Annotated in this window: 19 protein-coding genes; 12 read left to right on the forward strand and 7 right to left on the reverse strand. The window is 73.8% G+C overall.

Translation table 11 applies throughout. From position 1 onward, the window contains the following. Positions 1–14 precede the first annotated feature (14 nt). Positions 15–695, forward strand: a complete 681-nt coding sequence (locus WCD74_RS24515; RefSeq protein ID WP_337697521.1) for an SDR family NAD(P)-dependent oxidoreductase — start codon at positions 15–17, stop codon at positions 693–695. A 9-nt stretch (positions 696–704) separates the two neighbouring features. Here WCD74_RS24515 and WCD74_RS24520 read toward each other — a convergent pair whose 3' ends face one another. Together WCD74_RS24520 and WCD74_RS24525 are read right to left on the reverse strand one after the other, a co-directional pair. Continuing rightward, positions 705–2168 (reverse strand): methyltransferase domain-containing protein, encoded by a 1464-nt coding sequence (locus WCD74_RS24520; protein ID WP_337697522.1) that lies wholly within the window; start codon positions 2166–2168, stop codon positions 705–707. A gap of 42 nt (positions 2169–2210) precedes the next feature. Further along, on the reverse strand, positions 2211–2693 hold the full coding sequence (locus tag WCD74_RS24525) for a hypothetical protein (protein ID WP_337697523.1): 483 nt from the start codon (positions 2691–2693) through the stop codon (positions 2211–2213). 258 nt (positions 2694–2951) lie between these two features. Between WCD74_RS24525 and WCD74_RS24530 the strand changes: the two genes are divergently transcribed. From WCD74_RS24530 to WCD74_RS24540, 3 genes are read left to right on the forward strand one after another with little or no spacing between them, the layout of a single operon-like run. Beyond that, positions 2952–3290: a hypothetical protein gene (locus tag WCD74_RS24530; protein ID WP_337697524.1), complete on the forward strand. Its 339-nt coding sequence runs from the start codon at positions 2952–2954 to the stop codon at positions 3288–3290. Then, positions 3290–3553 carry a hypothetical protein gene (locus WCD74_RS24535; RefSeq protein WP_337697525.1) on the forward strand — a complete coding sequence of 88 codons (264 nt, stop codon included), beginning with the start codon at positions 3290–3292 and terminating at the stop codon, positions 3551–3553. Before WCD74_RS24530 ends, WCD74_RS24535 begins: the two co-directional genes overlap by 1 nt. 14 nt (positions 3554–3567) lie before the next feature. Further along, complete coding sequence (locus WCD74_RS24540; protein ID WP_337697526.1) at positions 3568–3939, forward strand: hypothetical protein; 372 nt, start codon at positions 3568–3570, stop codon at positions 3937–3939. Here the strand turns inward: WCD74_RS24540 and WCD74_RS24545 are convergent. Next, complete coding sequence (locus WCD74_RS24545) at positions 3923–4627, reverse strand: response regulator (protein ID WP_337697527.1); 705 nt, start codon at positions 4625–4627, stop codon at positions 3923–3925. The genes WCD74_RS24540 and WCD74_RS24545 overlap by 17 nt on opposite strands. A 94-nt stretch (positions 4628–4721) precedes the next feature. Between WCD74_RS24545 and WCD74_RS24550 the strand changes: the two genes are divergently transcribed. After that, positions 4722–5252, forward strand: coding sequence for a hypothetical protein (locus WCD74_RS24550; RefSeq protein WP_337697528.1), 531 nt, complete (start codon positions 4722–4724; stop codon positions 5250–5252). Positions 5253–5314: 62 nt separating this feature from the next. Next, positions 5315–6451: a sensor histidine kinase gene (locus WCD74_RS24555; protein ID WP_337697529.1), complete on the forward strand. Its 1137-nt coding sequence runs from the start codon at positions 5315–5317 to the stop codon at positions 6449–6451. Between the two features lie 31 nt (positions 6452–6482). On the opposite strand, the gene WCD74_RS24560 is transcribed toward WCD74_RS24555, so the two are convergent. After that, entirely contained in the window at positions 6483–7187 is a 705-nt protein-coding gene (locus WCD74_RS24560) for an RraA family protein (protein ID WP_337697530.1), read from the reverse strand. A 192-nt stretch (positions 7188–7379) separates the two neighbouring features. Between WCD74_RS24560 and WCD74_RS24565 the strand changes: the two genes are divergently transcribed. Together WCD74_RS24565 and treS are read left to right on the forward strand one after the other, a co-directional pair. Beyond that, positions 7380–7820 carry an ATP-binding protein gene (locus WCD74_RS24565; protein ID WP_337697531.1) on the forward strand — a complete coding sequence of 147 codons (441 nt, stop codon included), beginning with the start codon at positions 7380–7382 and terminating at the stop codon, positions 7818–7820. Between the two features lie 111 nt (positions 7821–7931). Then, entirely contained in the window at positions 7932–10160 is a 2229-nt protein-coding gene (gene treS, locus WCD74_RS24570; protein WP_337697532.1) for a maltose alpha-D-glucosyltransferase, read from the forward strand. A 6-nt stretch (positions 10161–10166) separates the two neighbouring features. Here the strand turns inward: treS and WCD74_RS24575 are convergent, their stop codons facing one another. Next, complete coding sequence (locus WCD74_RS24575; RefSeq protein ID WP_337697533.1) at positions 10167–11855, reverse strand: Na+/H+ antiporter; 1689 nt, start codon at positions 11853–11855, stop codon at positions 10167–10169. Positions 11856–11956: 101 nt separating this feature from the next. Between WCD74_RS24575 and WCD74_RS24580 the strand changes: the two genes are divergently transcribed. Beyond that, positions 11957–13129 (forward strand): MFS transporter, encoded by a 1173-nt coding sequence (locus tag WCD74_RS24580; RefSeq protein WP_337697534.1) that lies wholly within the window; start codon positions 11957–11959, stop codon positions 13127–13129. A 41-nt stretch (positions 13130–13170) separates the two neighbouring features. Beyond that, entirely contained in the window at positions 13171–13500 is a 330-nt protein-coding gene (locus tag WCD74_RS24585; RefSeq protein WP_337697535.1) for a hypothetical protein, read from the forward strand. Between the two features lie 25 nt (positions 13501–13525). On the opposite strand, the gene WCD74_RS24590 is transcribed toward WCD74_RS24585, so the two are convergent. Both WCD74_RS24590 and WCD74_RS24595 read right to left on the reverse strand, forming a co-directional pair. Next, positions 13526–13855 carry a hypothetical protein gene (locus WCD74_RS24590; protein WP_337697536.1) on the reverse strand — a complete coding sequence of 110 codons (330 nt, stop codon included), beginning with the start codon at positions 13853–13855 and terminating at the stop codon, positions 13526–13528. 121 nt (positions 13856–13976) lie between these two features. Further along, positions 13977–14348 carry an STAS domain-containing protein gene (locus WCD74_RS24595; protein WP_337697537.1) on the reverse strand — a complete coding sequence of 124 codons (372 nt, stop codon included), beginning with the start codon at positions 14346–14348 and terminating at the stop codon, positions 13977–13979. A 197-nt stretch (positions 14349–14545) separates the two neighbouring features. Here WCD74_RS24595 and WCD74_RS24600 point away from each other — a divergent pair, with 197 nt between their 5' ends. Further along, positions 14546–14938 carry a DUF2267 domain-containing protein gene (locus WCD74_RS24600; RefSeq protein WP_337697538.1) on the forward strand — a complete coding sequence of 131 codons (393 nt, stop codon included), beginning with the start codon at positions 14546–14548 and terminating at the stop codon, positions 14936–14938. 86 nt (positions 14939–15024) lie between these two features. Then, the gene (gene fdh / locus WCD74_RS24605) at positions 15025–18291 is read left to right on the forward strand and encodes a formate dehydrogenase (protein ID WP_337697539.1); all 3267 of its coding nucleotides are present in this window, start codon (positions 15025–15027) and stop codon (positions 18289–18291) included. Positions 18292–18324: the final 33 nt, after the last annotated feature.

Here is an 18324-nt window from a genome sequence, read left to right on the forward strand (position 1 = left end):
GGTCATCCGTGTGGGTGACAGATCCCCTGGCGCCCGGTTCGGCACTGATCACCGGCGCGTCGTCGGGCATCGGCGCCGCGTTCGCCCGGGCGCTCGCCGCGCGCGGGTACTCCGTGGTGCTGGTCGCGCGGGACGGTGAGGCGCTGGACGAGGTGGCGGGGTCGTTGGGGGTCCCGGTCCGCGTGGTGGTCGCCGACCTGACCACCCACGAGGGGCTCGACCGGGTCGAGGCGGAGCTCGACGGGGTCGACCTGCTCGTGAACAACGCCGGCGCCACCACCTACGGCGAGCTCGGCGAGCAGGACCCGGACGACCTGGAGCAGTCGGTGCTGCTCAACGTCCTCGCCCCGACGCGGCTGACGGCGGCGGCGCTGCGCGCCCTGCCCGATGGCGGCGGCATCGTCAACGTCTCCAGCACGGCGGCGGGGCGCGACGACCCCGCCATCGCCACCTACGCCGCCGGCAAGGCATACCTGGAGACGCTGTCGCGGGCGGCACGCCAGGAGGGCGTGGAGCACCGCATCCGGGTCACCGTCGTGCGGCCGGGCCGGACGTGCACCGCGTTCCACGAGCGGTCCGGCGAGGAGTCCGGGCACCTGCCGGCGTGGCGCTGGCAGTCCCCGGACACCGTGGCCGAGACGGCCCTCGCCGCCTTCGAGCGCGGCGAGGACGAGGTCACGGTCGCCCCGGGCTGACCGGCCCGGTCAGCGCCGACGACGCACCCCGCGACACAGACCGCCGAGGACGGAGCGCGCCGCGCTCCCGGGCGGGCGGCGGTAGCGCTCCGGCATGCCGAGCAGGACGCAGCGGCGCAGCAGGTCGGCCGTGCGGTCGGTCGGGCGGCCCGCGACGAGGGCCTCGAACGTCGCGGCGTCGACCCGCTCGCCGGCCGAGGTGTAGCGCAGCATCGCCGCGTTCTCGAAGGCGAACCACGTGGACGGGAACGCGAAGGCGAGGTGCACCCCGTCGTCGTGGTGGGCCACCTCGAACACCGGGTTCAGCGTCGGGGTGCCGGCCGCGTGGGGGAGCGCGGTGAAGGAGCCGTGGTCGGCGAGGACCCGCTCGTCGCGCGAGGTCACGAGCATCAGCCACTTCGCCCCGTCGAGCTCGGAGGGGTGCCGCGGCGCCGCGAGCTGCGGCCCGTACCCGGCCCGGTAGCCCTCGAGCAGCTCGTCCTCGCAGGTCAGCCGCCAGGGCGCGCCGCGCAGCAGGGCGACGTATCCCGCGGCTTCGCGCTCGGCGGGCCCGTCCGCGGGGGCGAGCCGGGCGTTGCCGAGGCGGTCCAGCAGCACCGTGTCCGACGCCGCGACCCGGCGCAGCTCGTCGAGGCAGCCCTGCTGGGCCTCGAAGTAGTGGAAGGCGTCCGAGCACACCGCGGCGGCGAACGCGTCGTCGTCGAAGGGCAGCGCGTCGACGCGGTCGGCGCACACGAACGACTGCGTCGGCGCCACGTAGCGCCGTGCCACCCACAGCTGCAGGAAGTTCCGGTCCACCCCGACGACCGGGCGGGGGTCCTCCCGGGCCGCGAGGTGGTGCGCGACGTGCCCGAAGCCGCAGGCCAGGTCGAGGACCGCGCCCGACCCGTCGTCGGGAAGAGCACGCAGCAGCGCGGTGGTGGCGAGGAACCGCGGCTGGCCGAACCGGCCGAGGAAGTAGGGCAGCAGCTCGTCGTCGATGCGGTCGCTGGAGCGGTCGTACGCGAGCTCCATCCAGTCCTGCGCGGTGAGCGCCCCGAGGTCGGCCAGCATCGCGCGCACCTCCCGACGGCGGGCGGCGAGCGCCAGCCGCGGCCACGGCCCGCGGGTGAACGGCAGGCGCAGCCCCGCCCGGTGGGACAGCGGCGCGGGCGGCGGGAACGCGAGCAGGGCCACGAGCGCGTCCAGCGGGCGGTCCGCGCGCAGGAGGGCGACGAGCTCGTCGGCCGTCGGCCCCTCGACCTCGCAGCGCCCGGTGAGGTGGTCCTGCGAGTCGATGCGGCCGCGGCGCAGGACCGGGATGTCGTCGATCACCGGGTACGTGGCGCAGGGGCAGCACAGCAGGCCGAAGGTGCCGCCCGGCAGGGGCTGCGTGCGGGTGGGGGTGAGGACGGGCCGGGCGCCGCAGTCCGGGCAGCGCAGCGACGGCGCGTACGGCGTGCGGGACGTGCTGAGGGCAGGGGAGAGCGTCACGGGGACCTCGCGCGGGGTCGACGGGGAGCGGGCACGGCGGGCTCAGGCCGGGCGCGGCGGCCCCCTCCGTGGCAGGCAGCGCGCGAGGTCGACCCCGGAGAGGCTCCCGACGGCGGCCGGCGTCGTCCGGACGGTCCGCGGGGGACCGTCCGGGGTCAGCGTGAGCAGCCAGCGCACGAGCGGGAGCGCCGCGGCCACGACGAGCAGCGGCTCGCCCCCGGCGACCACGACCACCAACAGCGTGACCGCGATCTGCAGCGCGAGCGGCGAGACGCCGTGCGCGTGCGGGGTCAGCTTCGTGACGGCGTGCGCGGCCGGCTGGGCGAGGACGGCCAGGTTCACCAGCGCGAACGGACCGCGCAGCCGACCGGGGAGGAGCAGGCGGGCCACACCGACCGACGTCGCCGCGAGGGCGACCCCGAGCACGTGCGCACCGGGTTCCTGGGCCACGACGTCGAACGCGACCGCGGTGACGAGGACGACGACCGCGGAGAATCCCCGCGATGTGATTCCGGGCCCCGACACGGCGGCGAACGGTAGCAGCGGCTCCGTGGCGCCCGACCCCGGTGTGGCGCCGCGGGGCGACGCGCCCAGGGTCGGGTGACGTCCGCCCGGTGTGCCACCAGGGGTGGAGGGCGCCGCGTCGCGTCCCACCCCGGACGCACCCCGAGGTGCTGCCCGCGGACCGACGAGCCCGCCGCGTGATCGGCGGATCGTTCCTGCTCGTCGGTCACCGCGGCCGACCGGCGCCCGGACCGGGCGCCGCAGCAGGAGGGAGGGGACATGACCACCGAACACACCGAGTTCGTCGATCTCATGGCCCGTCGGCACGCGACCGCCCACGTCGCGGACGACACCCCGTGGCCCGCGGCCGAGGACGCCTCGGGCGAACGCGGGTTCCTCATCGCCGAGTCCGAGCTCGGCGAGGCCCGGGTCGAGGGCGGAGGGCTCGTCTGGGAGCCGCCGGCGACGCTCGACGCCGCCACGCGGGACTACGTCACCGCGTCGGTGGCGGAGCTGAACCGCAAGCTCGCCGACGGCCGCCTCGAGGTCGACGACCAGGGCGTCATCCGCACCCCGCGGATGCTGCGCAGCCTCCTCGTCCGGACGGAGGAGGACTGATGGCCTCCATCGACACCCGGTTCTGGGGCGTCATCGTGCACCTGGACCAGGGCGAGGGCTGCTTCGCCGCGATGGGGCTCCCCGCCGGCGAGCTCGCCCTGGCCGCGATCCCCGTCTGGGGGCCGCTGATCGTCGCCGCCGTGAAGCTCCACAAGGCCTGGATCGCCGCCAACACCGGCGACCAGGGCGTGGACCTGCACTTCAACTGGGCCGGCTTCCTGCACTTCGTGGGACGCCGCGGCAACCCGTTCACCTGTTCCTAGGAGGAGAGATCATCATGCAGACCGACGAGCTCGAGATCGACAGCCGCGGCGGCATCTTCAACATCCGCGCGGTGCACACCCACGACCCGGCCGTCCGGGTGCCGGGCAAGCTCACGATGAACTTCTTCAACGGCTCGGGCCAGTGGTCGAGCCTGGTCGTCGAGAGCGTGTTCCCGGACGGCGGACTGATCTGGGACTCCGGCCGCATCAGCAACGGCGAGGCGAGCACGCAGGTCGTGGACCTCGTGTTCCACGTCGGGCGGGCGGTGCACGTCAAGCGGTGGCGTCCGGGCGCCTTCGGCATCCCGGGCGACGGTGGTGGCGAGGCGTTCTTCGTCCTTCCCGAGTACGGGGACGTCGTCCTCGACATCAGCTGCCTGGGCTGAGGTCCGGGCGCGCGTCGTCGGGGTCGACCAGACGCGTCCGGTACGCCAGTGACACCGCCTGCGCCCGGTGTTCGAGGCCGAGCTTGGTGAAGATCCGGTTGACGTGAGTCTTCACCGTGCCCATCTCGACGGTCAGGTGGTCGGCGATCTCGCCGTTCGACAGGCCGTGCGCGACGAGCACCAGCACGTCGCGCTCGCGCCGCGTCAGGTCGCCGAGGTCGTCCGGGGTCGCGCGCCGCTCGTCGGGGCGGCGTGCGAACTCGGCGATCAGGTCGCGGGTGACGCCGGGATCGAGCCAGGCCTCGCCCTCGGCCACCGCACGGACGGCGGGTACGAGGCGGGAGCCCGCCCGGTCCTTCAGCACGTATCCCGATGCCCCCGCGCGCAGGGCGTCGTACACCGCCTCGGTGACGTGGAACCCGGTGAGCACGAGGGCGGCGACCGGTTTCCCGACGGCGGACGTGGTCGCGTCCGAGGCGATCTCCCGTGTGGTCTCCACCCCGTCGAGCACCGGCATCCGCAGATCCAGCACCGCGACGTCGGGGTGGTGCTCCCGGACGGCCTCCAGTGCCGCCGCGCCGTCGGCGGCCTCCGCGACGATCTCGATGTCGTGCTGCACGGACAGGATGCTGGACATCCCGAGCCGGTAGACCTCGTCGTCGTCCGCGAGGATCACCCGCACTGTCATGACGGCAGACGGTAGCTGAGCAGCAGTGCGCGGCTCTTCGGTTCACCTGAGTGGCGCACGACGGACTGACTCCCAGTAGGCAAGGCTGGATCTCGTGTCAGAGAGCCAGCCCTCCACGTTCATGCGCTCCAAGGAGCAGCCCGACGCGGACGGCTGCCCCGCCCTGCTCATTCAGCCAGATGTCGTTCTCGTCCCGCGACCGGCGGCGCATGAGCCCAACCTCGAGACCGCGCTCGAGGTGGTCGTGGTCGACCCGCAGTCGAAGGTGCCTGTAGAACGAATCCGGGTCGCCTCGGGTTCCCTGGTACCGGGCGGCGCTCAGGGGATCGGGCTGTTGCTGGGGCTCGAGCGCCCGTCGATGAATCGACCGTTCGACGTGGGCTCCCCGGAGGAGTTCTCCCTCCTCGTCGAGGTCTCGCTGTCGGTGGACGAGGCCGACCTGTGGGGCCTGCTGCTGAATCTGAAGCGAGTGCAGGATCTGCCCACATCTGTACCCGACGACGTCCTCGCGAACCTGCGGACCCTCGAATCCACGGAGCGGCCCCCCGTCTGGCCGCAGGGCGAAGGCGGCGATCAGATCGTCAGTTGGATCGGCGCGATCCTCGGTGTGCTCGGGAAGAAATGATGGGTCGGCTTCGCGATCTCCCCCCGCGCACGGTTGACGTCCTGCTGGTTCTCCTCGTGTGGGTGTTCGAGGTGATCTTCGCGTCGGACGTACCTTCGGGGCACTCGTCGGCCCTCGTCGCGACCGTGCTCTACGCCGGGGTGGGTAGCGCGCTCCTCCTTGGTCGTCGCCGCTTTCCACGGTGGACCCTGGTCCTCACGCTGCTGCACATGCTCGGCGCGCTCGCGCTCGTGCCCGACTACCGCCCCGTCGCGATCACCCTCGTCGCGCTGTATTCCGTCGCGCTCATGACCGGAACGGCCGTCGCGATCATGGCCCTCGTCGGCATGTACCTCGTGACCTGTCCGATCCTCCTGGCCGACGAACTCGGTCGTCCGCTCGCGCCCGGCGACTCCGTCGCAGGAACGGTTCGGGTCCTGCTCCTCGCACAGGGGATCGCCCTGGTCGCAACCTATGGAATGGGCCGCTGGGCCCGGGCCACCCGGCGGGCGGCACGGCTGCGTGAAGAGCTGGCCGTGTTCGAGCGCCGCGACGCCGTCCGGTCGGAGCGGCTGCGGATCGCGCGGGAGATGCACGACGTCGTGTCCCACGCGGTGACGACGATGACCGTCCAGGCGGCGGCGGCCCGGCACCTGATGCCGGTCGACCCGACGCGGGCGGCCGAGGCCCTGGCACGGGTCGAGGACGGAGGGACCGAGGCGGTCGGGGAGCTGCGGACGATGCTCGGCGTGCTGCGCAGCGACGACCCGGAGGCGACGGCGCCGACCCCGGGCCTCGACGCGCTCGGCCCCCTCGTCGACGCCGCCCGCCGCAACGGCCTGTGGGTGCGCCGGGTGGACCTCGGCGAGCCCGTGGACCCGTCACCGGAGGTCGCCCTCACGATCGTGCGCGTCGTGCAGGAGGCGCTGACGAACGCGATGAAGTACGCGGGCCGGGGCGCCGAGGTGGTCGTGACGATCGAGGGCACGGCCGGGGGCGTGCAGGTCGGTGTCCGCGACGACGGCGGGACGGTGCCCGCGGCCCCACACCCGCGGTCGGGCGGCTTCGGGCTGGGCGGGCTGTCCGAACGGGTCGTGGCGGTCGGCGGATCGCTCCGGGCCGGCACGGTCGGGAGCGGGTTCGAGGTCGTCGCCGACCTGCCGTCGGGAACGCCGCGGACGATCGAGCCGCCGCGGGACGTGCGACTGGCGCCGACCTGACGTCAGGCGTCAGCGATGGACCATCGCTGACTCACGGCAGGTGGACACCGACCGCCTCGCGGCGCTGCCGGATCACCTCGTCGACCCCGGTGGCCTCGGCCAGGCCGGCGCCGTCGTCCATCGCCGCGGTCCACGCGCGTTCGCGGTCGTCGACGGCCTGCGTGGCGGCCACGACGTCGTCGACGTGCTCGCGCGGCACGACGACGAGCCCGCTCGCGTCGCCGCGCACCACGTCGCCGGGACGCACGACGACCCCGCCGAGCACGACGTCGACGTTGATCGCCCCCGGGCCCTCGTTGGACGCGGTGGTGGGGTAGACGCCGCGGGCGAAGACGGGCATCCCGACCTCGTCGATGCCGTCGACGTCGCGGACCACGCCGTCGATCGCGATCCCGACGGCGCCGATCCGCGCCAGCGCCCCGCTCATGATGTCGCCGAGGATCGCCGCGTCCGGGCGCCCGCCGCCGTCGACCACCAGCACGTCGCCCGCCCGCGCGAGGTCCGGGGCCTTGAGCAGGAACAGGATGTCGCCGGGCTTGGTCCACACGGTGAGGGCGGGGCCGCAGAAGTCCCGGCCGCCGGCCTGGTGCACGATCCCGGGCCCCACCACCGAGACGGGGCCGCCGGAGTCGGCGATCTGCGTCGTCGGGAACCGGGCCAGCGCCGCGACCGACGCGGGCGACGGGCGGTGGTCGTCGTCGTGGATCGTCCACTGCTGCGGGTGCGCCTTGCTCACGGTCGCCGAGCCTCCCGCAGGAACGCGCCCGGCGCACCCGTCGTCGGGAAAAGGTCCGTCGATCGTCGGCCGCACCCCGCCCGCCGCAGCCGGGCCGGACCCACGCGTGGAGCGACGGCTCCGGGGTCATCCGATCGGGGACGACAGCAGACGAGCCGTCCACGACAGAGGCGGACGAAGAGAGGCGAGGACATGGACGCCGTCGAGTTCGAGCGCGTCGACTACAGCGCCGACATCGACCAGGGTCCGCGGATCCGCGAGGACCTGCGTCAGTGGCTGCGCTCGTCGGCGGTGCCGCAGGGCGTCGCCGACGGGATGGTGCTGGCCGCGAGCGAGGCGATCGACAACGTCGTGGTGCACGCCTACGACGAGCAGCACCGCCGGGACGGCGTCGCGCGCATCGACCTCACCGTGATGCTGGACGCCGGCGAGGTGCTCGTGACGGTCGCCGACGGCGGGCGGTGGCGGGAGCCGGAGTCCGCCGACCAGGAGCACGACGCCGTCGGGCGGCCCGCTCGGCACGGCCGCGGCATCACGCTGATGAACAGCCAGGTCGACGAGGTCGCCATCCACCACGACGGACGCGGCACGACGGTGCTGCTGCGATCGGCGGTGGGCGGCCCGTCTGCTTGATCGAATCAGCTCGCGACACCCCTGACCGGGCACGATCCCGACGGCGGGGCGGCCCGACCCGCGTGTGACCATGTCGCCTTCGTCGTGGTGCGCGGGGAGAGAGGGACGTCGGTGGCGGACGGGTCGGGCAGCTCGGGCAGCGAGGCGGCGTCGAGCGAGAACACGGGGCCGATCGACCTCAACTACGCCGAGCACTTCCACCCCGCCCGCCCGCGCGGGCTGCGCCACCGGCCGAAGGTCCGCTCGCCGTTCGAGCGCCGCAGCGCCGGCCGCGACGGCGAGCCCACCGGCACCAACCCGGCCTACGTCGCCTGGCTGCGGGGGCAGTCGATGCTGGCGGACGCGGACACCCTCGCCCGGCAGTTCTCCGGCCGCGGCACGATGTGGCAGAACCCGTTCGCCGACCCGGACCCGCGCGGCGCGGTCGACACAGCGAGCGTGTGGTTCACCGCGTACCCGCTGTCGTTCATGACGCGGCCGGGTCAGACGTTCCTCGCGGCCATGGCCGAGGAGGAGCTGTGGCGGGCGTTCGCGGCCGTCGGGGTCGAGGCCGTGCACACCGGGCCGGTCAAGCGCGCGGGCGGGATCGCCGGGTGGGAGCACACCCCGAGCGTCGACGGCCACTTCGACCGCATCTCCACCGTGATCGACCCGGCCTTCGGCTCGGAGGCCGACTTCCGCGCCATGTGCGGGATGGCGACCTTCCACGGCGGCACCGTCATCGACGACGTCGTCCCCGGCCACACCGGCAAGGGCGCGGACTTCCGGCTCGCCGAGATGGGCTACGCGGACTACCCCGGCATCTTCCACATGGTGGAGATCGACCCGGAGGACTGGTCGGAGCTCCCCGTCGTCCCGCCCGGCCGGGACTCGGTGAACCTCGACGTCGCCACCGAGGAGCGCCTGGAGAAGGCCGGCTACATCATCGGCGCCCTGCAGCGCGTGATCTTCTACGCGCCCGGGGTGAAGGAGACCAACTGGAGCGCGACCCGCGCCGTCGTCGGGGTGGACGGGGTCGCCCGGCGGTGGGTGTACCTGCACTACTTCAAGGAGGGCCAGCCCTCGATCAACTGGCTGGACCCGTCGTTCGCGGGGATGCGCCTGACGATCGGCGACGCGCTGCACTCGCTGGCCGACCTCGGGTCCGGGGCACTGCGCCTGGACGCGAACGGGTTCCTCGGCGTGGAGAAGAGCGCGCTGGGCGGGCCGGCGTGGTCGGAGGGCCACCCGCTCTCCGGCGCGGCGAACCACCTGATCGCCTCGATGGTCCGCAAGGTCGGCGGGTTCACGTTCCAGGAACTGAACCTGACGATGGACGACATCCGCGAGGTAGGGCGCGCGGGCGCCGACCTGTCGTACGACTTCGTCAACCGCCCCGGCTACCACCACGCCCTGGCCACGGGCGACGCCGAGTTCCTGCGGCTGGGCCTGCGCGCCGCCCGGGAGATCGGCATCGACCCGGCGTCGCTGGTGCACGCCCTGCAGAACCACGACGAGATGACCTACGAGCTCGTCCACTGGGCGGCGGGTCACCGCGACGACGCGGTGGTCTTCCGCGGCACGGAGATGACCGGCGCCCGGCTGGCCGAGATCGTGCGCGGCGAGCTCCTCGGAGTCCTCGCCGGGCCGGACAAGCCCTACAACCTGGTGTTCACCACGAACGGCATCGCGTCCACGACGGCGACCGTCATCGCGGCCTCGATCGGCGTCACCGACCTGGCCGACATCGGTCCGGCGCAGGTCGAGGAGATCCGCGCGGTCCACCTGATGCTGGCGATGTTCAACGCCATGCAGCCGGGCGTGTTCGCGCTCTCCGGCTGGGACCTCACCGGGATGCTGACCCTGCCGGTCGACGACGTCGCCGAGCTGGTCGCGGAGGGCGACACCCGCTGGATCCACCGCGGGGCGCACGACCTCATGGGCTTCGACCCGGACGCCACCCGCTCCGCCGAGGGCATGCCGCGCGGCCGCAGCCTCTACGGGACCCTGCCCGAGCAGCTCGCGGACGAGCGCAGCTTCGCGCGCCAGCTGCAGGCGATCCTCGCCGTCCGCAAGCACTACGGGATCGCGACCGCCCGCCAGGTCGACATCCCCGACGTCTCGCACCCGGGGCTGCTGGTCCTGGTCCACGAGCTGGACGGGGGCCGGCACGAGCTGACGGTGCTGAACTTCGGCGCGGAGCCGGTGATGGGCACGGTCCGCTCCGAGGTGCTGGTGCCGGGCGGGGCGGTGCTGGACATGTTCACCCAGGCCCCGATCGGCTTCGTCGACGACCTGCACGCGTTCGCCGTGGACCTCGCGCCGCGCCGGGGGATGGCGCTGCTGGTGGAGCCGTCCTGACGGGCGTCACCGCACCGTGAGGGCCGCCTGCTCGAGGTCGAGCTCGTGCTGGAGGCGGACGAAGGCCTCCTCGCCGAGGGTGCCGGAGTCGCGCAGGGCCAGCAGGCGGGACCGTTCGGCCTGGAGCATCGCCTGCCCGTAGCGGCGGTAGGTCTCCCGCGTGCCTTCCCGACGGCGGGTGTCGTCGGTGCCGTCCCCGTCCTCGTCGGTCTCGTCGTCCTCCTCCGATACCGCCGGCACGGACTCCACCGCCCCGCCCCGGCCGGCGCCCTCCGCCCCGCCGTCCGCGTCGAAGGCGTCCGACGCGGCCTCGAACGCCTCGGACGCCGCCTCCATCCGGTTGTTCACGCGGCGGCGCAGCTGCTCGACGACGTTCTCCCGGCCCGGGTCCTCCCGCTCGATCCCCTCGAGGCACTCCAGCGCCGCATCGGCGGCGAGCCGGCGGGCGCGCGCCTCCTCCTTGGCCTCCTCGACGTCCTCGTGGCGTGCCCCGGGCAACCGGCGGGCCAGCAGCGGCAGCGTGACCCCCTGCCCGAGCAGCGTCACCAGGATGACCACGAACGTCACGAAGACGATCAGGTCGCGCTGCGGGAAGCCGACCGGCAGCGTGAGGACGGCGGCCAGCGACACCGCGCCACGCATCCCCGCCCAGGAGGTGAGGATCGACTCCGACCAGGACGCGTGCCGGCGGCGCAGGGCGCTGCCGAGGACCTGCTCGGTGAGCACCACCCACGCGAAGCGGACCACCACGATCGTGACGACGACCGCCGCGGTCACCCCGGCGACGGCGAGCGGCGGCATGCCCGAGATCCCGGTGACCACGGTGCGCAGCTGCAACCCGACCAGCAGGAACACCATGCCCTCGAGCAGCCACGTGGTGGCGGTGCCCACCGCCCCCGTGACGACCCGCGAGCCCGGCTCCATGATCGTCGTCGAGCGGTGGCCCAGGTACAGCCCCGCCACCACCACCGCGACGAGCCCGGAGACGCCCAGCTCCTCGGCGGGCAGGTACACCACGAACGGCGTGACCAGGAAGACGACCACGTCGGTGTAGGGGTGGACGACCCGCCGTCGCACCCAGCCGACCGCCAGCCCGACGACGCCGCCCACCGCGACGCCCCCGAGCGCGACCAGCAGGAACCGCCCGGCCGCGCCGGGGAAGGACAGGGCCCCGCTGGTCGCCGCCGCCACCGCGACGGTGAGCGCGGTCAGCGCGGCCGCGTCGTTGAACAGGCTCTCGCCCTCGAGCAGCGCCACGACCCGGCGCGGCAGCCGGATGGTGCGGGCCACGGCGGTGGCGGCGACGGCGTCCGGCGGGGCGACGACCGCGCCGAGGGCGCAGGCGGCCGCGAAGCCCAGGCCGCCCACCAGGGCGGTGGCGACGGCGCCGACCGCGAGGGTGCTGACGAGCGTCAGCCCGACCGCGAGGAGCAGGATCGGCCGCAGGTGGATGCGGAAGGCCGGCAGCGACGCGGCGAACCCGGCGCCGTAGAGCAGGACCGGCAGGATGACGACGAGCACCAGGTCCGGGTCGATGCGGTAGTCGGGCAGCCCGGGGACGTAGGACAGCGCGACGCCCACCAGGAGCAGGGCGATGGGGTCGGGCACCCCGGTGCGTCGCGCCCCGGCTCGGACCAGGGCCGTGACGATCACGAGGCCGACGACCGCGGCGACCAGGCCGATCATTCCGCCCATGCTCGACCTCCCGTCGTGGATGCGCCCCCGGGAGTGCCCGATCGCGGGCCGGATCACGAAAACGCCCCTGCGCGAGGGATGTCCGTTAGCGTGGTTCAACGATGAGCGAGCAGAGCGCGTGGCGGGTCGGGGCCGGGGCGGTCGCGATCACGACGTCGACCGTGCTGCCGGTGTTCCTGCTCGGGGCTTCCGCGGTCCAGGTGGGCGCGGAGCTCGGGTTCGACCCGGCGTCGCTGGGGCTGCTCGTCGCCGCCTACTTCGGGGTGTCCGCGCTGATGTCGCTCCCGGTGGGCCGGGCGGTCGAGCGGTTCGGGTCGCGGGTGACCAGCCGGGTGGCGGTGCTCGGGGCCGCGGTCGCGATGCTGCTCACCGCCGTCGTCGCGCGGTCGCTGACCACCCTGACGGTGATCCTGCTGTGCTCGGCGTGGTGCAACGTCATGGGCCAGCTGTCGTCGAACCTCACGTTGGCGCGCTCGATGCCGGCCCACCGCCTCGGCCTGTCGTTCGGGGTCAAGCAGGCGTCCGTGCCGCTGGCGACGCTGCTCGCCGGGCTGGCCGTCCCCGCCCTGGCGCTGACCGTCGGCTGGCGCTGGTCCTACGTCTGCGCCGCCGCCCTCGCCCTGGCCGCCCTCGCCGTTGCGTCGCGGGGCTCGGCGGCCCGCGCCGCGGAGTCCGGCGCCGACACCGACCGCGCCACCACCGCCCTCGCCGTCATCGGCGCGGCGGCCGGGCTCGGGGCGGGCGCGTGCACCGGGCTGGGCATCTTCCTCGTCGCCTCCGCGGTCGACCGCGGGGTCCCGCCCGGCATCGCCGGCCTCGTGCTGACGATGGGCAGCATCGTCGGCCTCGTCATGCGGGTGCTCCTGGGATGGCACGCCGACCGCCGGTCCGGCGGGCACATCACCGTGGTCGCCGGGTGCCTGCTCGTCGGCGCGCTCGGCCTCGTCCTGCTGGCGCTCCCCGGGACCGTCGCCCTCGTCCTCGGGGTGGTCCTCGGGTTCGGGCTGGGCTGGTCCTGGCCCGGGCTGCTGCAGTTCGCGGTGGTGCGGCTGAACCCGGAGGCCCCGGCCGCGGCGACCGCCGTCGTCCAGGTCGGGGTGTACGCGGGCGGGTTCCTCGGCCCGGTCGGGTTCGGGCTGGTGGTCGGCACCGTCTCGTTCACGGCCGCGTGGTTGCTGGCCGCGGTGGCGATGGTCCTCGCCGGGGTGCTGGCCCTGCTCGGGCGGCGCATGCTCGTCGCCCACCGGGCCCGCCGGGTGCTGCAACCCGCCTGAGCCCGCGCGGACGGAGCAACGACAGGGCACACTCCGCTCCCATGAGCGATGCCGAGGAAGCGGCCGTCACCGCCCTGCGGGAGGCCCGCCGGGCGCTCTCGATCGGCGAGAAGGCCGCCGACGCGGCCGACAGCCCGTCGGAACACGACCACGACGTCGCCGTCGAGATCGCCAAGCTGCTCGAGGCGACCGTGCACCTCGTGCGCAGCACCGACCTGGAGTCGGTGCCCGCGCGGGACAGCAACCACCGGCTGCACGCGGTGATCCAGCACCTCTCCCAGGGCGCGGAGCTCGCTCGCCGGACGGGACAGGGCGGCGAGGGCCCCGCGGCGTCGCACCCGGCGGCCCCGGGCGACGTCCCGGCGCCCTGAGAGGGCCGGCCCTCGGGGCCGGCCTTCAGGACCGGCGCGGGAGGAGACCGACGGCGGTGACGAGGGCGAGGTAGGCGTCCTCGTAGGAGCGGGTGGCCAGGTGCGAGCACGCCGTGCGGACCGCGGGGATCGCCCCGTTGTCGGCGTCCGGTCCGCGCAGCGCCCGGTCGACCTCGGCGCGGAGGTGGCGTTCGAGGTGGCCGGAGGCGACGGCGGGATGCAGCGTGCGGAGGTCGCCCAGCATCCCGAGTGCTGTCCCGAGGGTGCGGCGCAGGGCGCCGAGCTGCCCGTCGACCGGTGGGGACGGAGGCGAGGGACGCCGCGTGCGGCCGGCGGGGCGTGGAACGGTGGACACCGGAGGACCTCCCGGGGACGCGGTGCAGGGCAGCCGCGGCCTCCGAGGTGAAGCCGCCCCGGGACGGCAGCGCCGACCGGTGACTCGGGTCACTCTAGAGAGCGGACGAACGAGGTGTCCATCAGACGACCGGCCGGTGGTCCAGGGGGACCGGGAGCAGGACCCGATCGAGCCCGGTGAGCGCCAGCGCCCGCCGCGCCCGGCCGTTGACGCAGACCCGGCACGTGACGCCGCTCCGGTCGGCGGCCCCGCGGGCGCGGAGCAGCACCGCCATCCCCGCGGCGCTGAGCAGACCGACCGCCTCGAGGTCGATCGTCATGCTCGGGACGTCGTGGTCGGCCCGGTGGGCCGCCTCGGCGATGAGGTCGTCCAGCACGCGGTCCAGACGCGGCGCCGTGGCCACGTCGAGATCGCCCTGCATGCGGACCAGGATCGACCGGGGACCGACGTCGATGCCGATGGTCGGCCGCACCGGTGGATCGGTGTCGTTCACGGAGTACCCCTCGTCGCGCGGAGATCGGCGGCGAGCTGCGGGACGTCAACTCCGGATCGCCGGCGAGCGTAGCGGAGCGGCGTCCATGGTCACCAGGGGTGATGAGAAGGCGGCGGTGCGTACCGACCGGGACGTGTGCGTCCCGTCGCGCGCCGGGCACCCGCGCGCTCCGACACCGACGAGCGGAGAGGAACAGTATGCAGCAGCACGAGTTCGTCAGCGCGGTCCGCGAGAGCACGGGCCTGGACAACGAGGCCGCCGAGCGCGCCCTGCAGGCGACGCTGACCGTCCTCGGCCAGCGGCTCGCCGGGGGCGAGGCCAAGGACCTCGCCGCCCAGCTCCCCGCCGGGCTGAAGGAGCAGCTGCCCAGCGAGGGCGGCGGCGAGCAGTTCGACGTCTCGACGTTCTACGAGCGGATCGCGTCCCAGCAGGGCGGCGACGTCACGACGGCGCAGGCCCGCCAGCACGCCCGCGCGATCGCCAAGGGTCTCGAGAGCGCGCTGACCGACGGCGAGTGGCAGAACTTCACCAGCCAGCTCCCGGCCGACTACGCCGACTGGCTGGGCACGGAGCCCGTCATGAAGCACTGATCTGCGCGGAGGCGCCGCGCCTGGGAGCATCCCCGGTGCGGTTGACCTCCCCAGCCGGACCGACCACCCGTCGTCCGGAGGTCCCCGTGGATCCGTTGTCCCTCGTGCGTCGTTGGCCGGTGTTCCGCCAGCTCACCGGCGCGGACCCCCTCGGCCGCGGGGACGCCGCGCGGTCGAACGCGCCGGATCCGTGGAGGGCCCGCACCGACGAGGCCGACACCGTCACGCGGTCGATCTGCCCGTTCTGCGCGGTCGGCTGCGGGCAGCGGGTCTACTCGAAGGAGGGTCGGGTCACCCAGATCGAGGGCGACCCGGACTCCCCGATCAGCCGCGGCCGGCTCTGCCCCCGTGGCTCGTCGAGCCTGTCGTTGGTCACCTCGCCGACGCGGTTGACCAAGGTCCGCTACCGGCGTCCCGGCGGCACCGACTGGGAGGACCTCGATCTCGACACGGCGATGGACATGATCGCCGATCGCGTCGTCGACACCCGCGCCCGGACCTGGCAGGACACCGACGACGAGGGTCGCGTGCTGAACCGCACCCTCGGGCTCGCGCACCTCGGCGGGGCCACGCTGGACAACGAGGAGAACTACCTCCTCAAGAAGCTCTACACCGCGATCGGCGCCGTCCAGGTGGAGAACCAGGCGCGCATTTGACACTCCTCCACCGTCCCCGGTCTGGGGACCAGCTTCGGGCGCGGCGGCGCCACCAACACCCAGCAGGACATCGCGCAGGCCGACTGCGTCGTCCTGGAGGGCTCGAACATGGCGGAGGCCCACCCGGTGGGCTTCCAGTGGGTCATGGAGGCCAAGCGCCGCGGCGCGACGATCATCCACGTCGACCCGCGCTTCACCCGCACGAGCGCCGTCGCGGACGCGCACGTGCCGATCCGTCCCGGGACCGACATCGCGTTCCTCGGCGGCCTGATCAACCACGTGCTCCAGCACGACCGCGACTTCCGCGAGTACGTGGTCGCCTTCACCAACGCGCCGATGCTCGTCCGCGAGGAGTTCGTCGACGCGGGTGACGACGACGGGCTGTTCTCCGGCTGGGATCCGTCGACCGCCAACTACGACACCTCCAGCTGGCAGTACGAGGGCACCGACGTGGCGGCGGCCTCCGGCGATCGGGACCTGTGGGACTCCGACGCGCACGCCCCGCAGGCGCGCATCGAGTCGCACCGCGTGACCCACCTGCTCGGGCAGTCCGAGAGCGCGGGCGTCGGCGGGGCGCGGTTCTCCGGCGAGCCCGTCCGGGACGACACGCTCCAGCACCCGCGCTGCGTCTACCAGGTGCTCAAGCGGCACTTCGCCCGCTACACCCCGGAGATGGTCTCGCGGGTGTGCGGGATGCGTCCGGAGCAGTTCACCCAGGTCGCCGAGGCGATCTGCGCGAACTCCGGGCGCGAGCGCACGACGATGTGGGTCTACTCGGTGGGCTGGACCCAGCACACCGTCGGCGTGCAGTACATCCGCTGTGCCTCGATCCTCCAGGCCCTGCTGGGCAACATGGGCCGCCCCGGCGGCGGGATCATGGCGCTGCGCGGGCACGCCACGATCCAGGGCTCGACGGACATCCCGACGCTGTACGACCTGCTGCCCGGCTACATCCCGATGCCGCACAAGCACACGCGGATGCACCTCGACGACTTCGTCGAGGCCGACGCCGCGACGAAGGGTTTCTGGGGCAACATGCGGGCCTACGTCGTGAGCCTGCTCAAGGCCTGGTACGGCGACGCCGCCACGGCGGACAACGAGTACGGCTTCGGCTGGATGCCGCGCATCGACGACGACCACAGCACCTTCACGACGGTGCTGAACATGATCGACGGGCACTGCGAGGGGTACTTCGTCCTGGGCGAGAACCCCGCCGTCGGCACCACCAACTCCAAGCAGCAGCGGCACGGGCTCGCCGCCCTGCGCTGGCTCGTCGTCCGGGACCTCCAGGAGATCGAGACGGCGACCTTCTGGAAGAACGGCCCGGAGATCGAGACCGGGGAGATGCGCACCGAGGACATCGACACCGAGGTGTTCCTGCTCCCGGCGGCCACGCACGTCGAGAAGGCCGGCTCGTTCACCAACACCCAGCGCCTGCTGCAGTGGCGCCACCAGGCGGTGCAGCCGCCGGGCGACGCCCGCAGCGACCTGTGGTTCGTCCACGAACTGGGGCACCGCATCCGGGCGCGGCTCGCGGACTCCGAGCTCGCGCGGGACCTGCCGATCAAGCATCTGACCTGGAACTACCCGACCGAGGGGCCGCACGGCGACCCGGACGCGCACGCCGTCCTCGCCGAGATCTCGGGCTACCGCGTCGCCGACGGCGCGCCGGTGGACGGCTACACCTCCCTGCACGACGACGGGTCCACCGCCTGCGGCTGCTGGATCTACTCCGGCGTGTACGCCGACGGGGTCAACCAGGCCGCCCGCCGGGAGCCGGCCGGCGGGGAGAGCCCGGCCGCGCTGGAGTGGGGCTGGGCGTGGCCGATGAACCGGCGCGTGCTCTACAACCGGGCCTCGGCCGACCCCGAGGGACGGCCGTGGAGCGAGCGCAAGGCCTATGTCTGGTGGGACGAGGAGGCGCAGCGCTGGACCGGGCACGACGTCCCGGACTTCGAGGCGGACAAGCCGCCGTCGTACCGGCCCCCGGAGGGTGCGCGGGCGCAGGACGCGATCGGCGGGGACGAGCCGTTCATCATGCAGGCCGACGGCCGGGCCTGGCTCTACGCACCGACCGGGCTCGCCGACGGGCCGCTGCCGGTGCACTACGAGCCGGAGGAGGCGCCGACCCGCAACGCCCTCCACCCGGGGACCCGGGCGAACCCGGCCCGGCAGCGGTTCGACCGCCCCGACAACCGGTACAACCCGCCGGACGGGGAGTCCGGGGCCGACGTCTACCCGTACGCCTTCACGACGTTCCGCATCGCCGAGCACCACACGGCGGGCGGCATGAGCCGCTGGACGCCGTACCTCGCGGAGCTGGCCCCCGAGATGTTCGTCGAGGTGTCCCCGGCCCTCGCGGCGGAGCGGGGTCTCGAGCACACCGGGTGGGCCACGATCGTCACGGCCCGCTCGGCGATCGAGGCCCGCGTGGTCGTGACGGAGCGGATGAAACCGCTGCGTATCGACGGGCGCGTCGTGCAGCAGATCGGCCTGCCGTGGCACTGGGGACCGAACGGCCTGGTCACCGGCGACGCGGCGAACGAGATCCTCGGCATCTCGTTGGACCCGAACGTCCACATCATGGACACCAAGACCGGGACCTGCGACGTCGTGGCCGGCCGGCGGCCCCGCGGGCCGGCGCTGCCGGAGTTCGTCGAGTCCTACCGGCGGCGCGCCGGGATCGGGGGTTCCTGACGGCCGGTGTGGCCGATGGGGCGGACCGGGTTC

Origin of the sequence: Actinomycetospora aurantiaca (genome assembly GCF_037401875.1) — a bacterium.
Lineage (GTDB): Bacteria > Actinomycetota > Actinomycetes > Mycobacteriales > Pseudonocardiaceae > Actinomycetospora > Actinomycetospora aurantiaca.

Excerpts from the sequence above, each read along its gene's own strand:
- WCD74_RS24530 (WP_337697524.1), top strand. The coding sequence starts at position 2,952 with ATGACCACCGAACACACCGAGTTCGTCGATCTCATGGCCCGTCGGCAC.
- WCD74_RS24535 (WP_337697525.1), top strand. The coding sequence starts at position 3,290 with ATGGCCTCCATCGACACCCGGTTCTGGGGCGTCATCGTGCACCTGGAC.
- WCD74_RS24540 (WP_337697526.1), top strand. The coding sequence starts at position 3,568 with ATGCAGACCGACGAGCTCGAGATCGACAGCCGCGGCGGCATCTTCAAC.
- WCD74_RS24545 (WP_337697527.1), bottom strand. The coding sequence starts at position 4,627 with ATGACAGTGCGGGTGATCCTCGCGGACGACGACGAGGTCTACCGGCTC.
- WCD74_RS24565 (WP_337697531.1), top strand. The coding sequence starts at position 7,380 with ATGGACGCCGTCGAGTTCGAGCGCGTCGACTACAGCGCCGACATCGAC.
- WCD74_RS24575 (WP_337697533.1), bottom strand. The coding sequence starts at position 11,855 with ATGGGCGGAATGATCGGCCTGGTCGCCGCGGTCGTCGGCCTCGTGATC.
- WCD74_RS24580 (WP_337697534.1), top strand. The coding sequence starts at position 11,957 with ATGAGCGAGCAGAGCGCGTGGCGGGTCGGGGCCGGGGCGGTCGCGATC.
- WCD74_RS24585 (WP_337697535.1), top strand. The coding sequence starts at position 13,171 with ATGAGCGATGCCGAGGAAGCGGCCGTCACCGCCCTGCGGGAGGCCCGC.
- WCD74_RS24600 (WP_337697538.1), top strand. The coding sequence starts at position 14,546 with ATGCAGCAGCACGAGTTCGTCAGCGCGGTCCGCGAGAGCACGGGCCTG.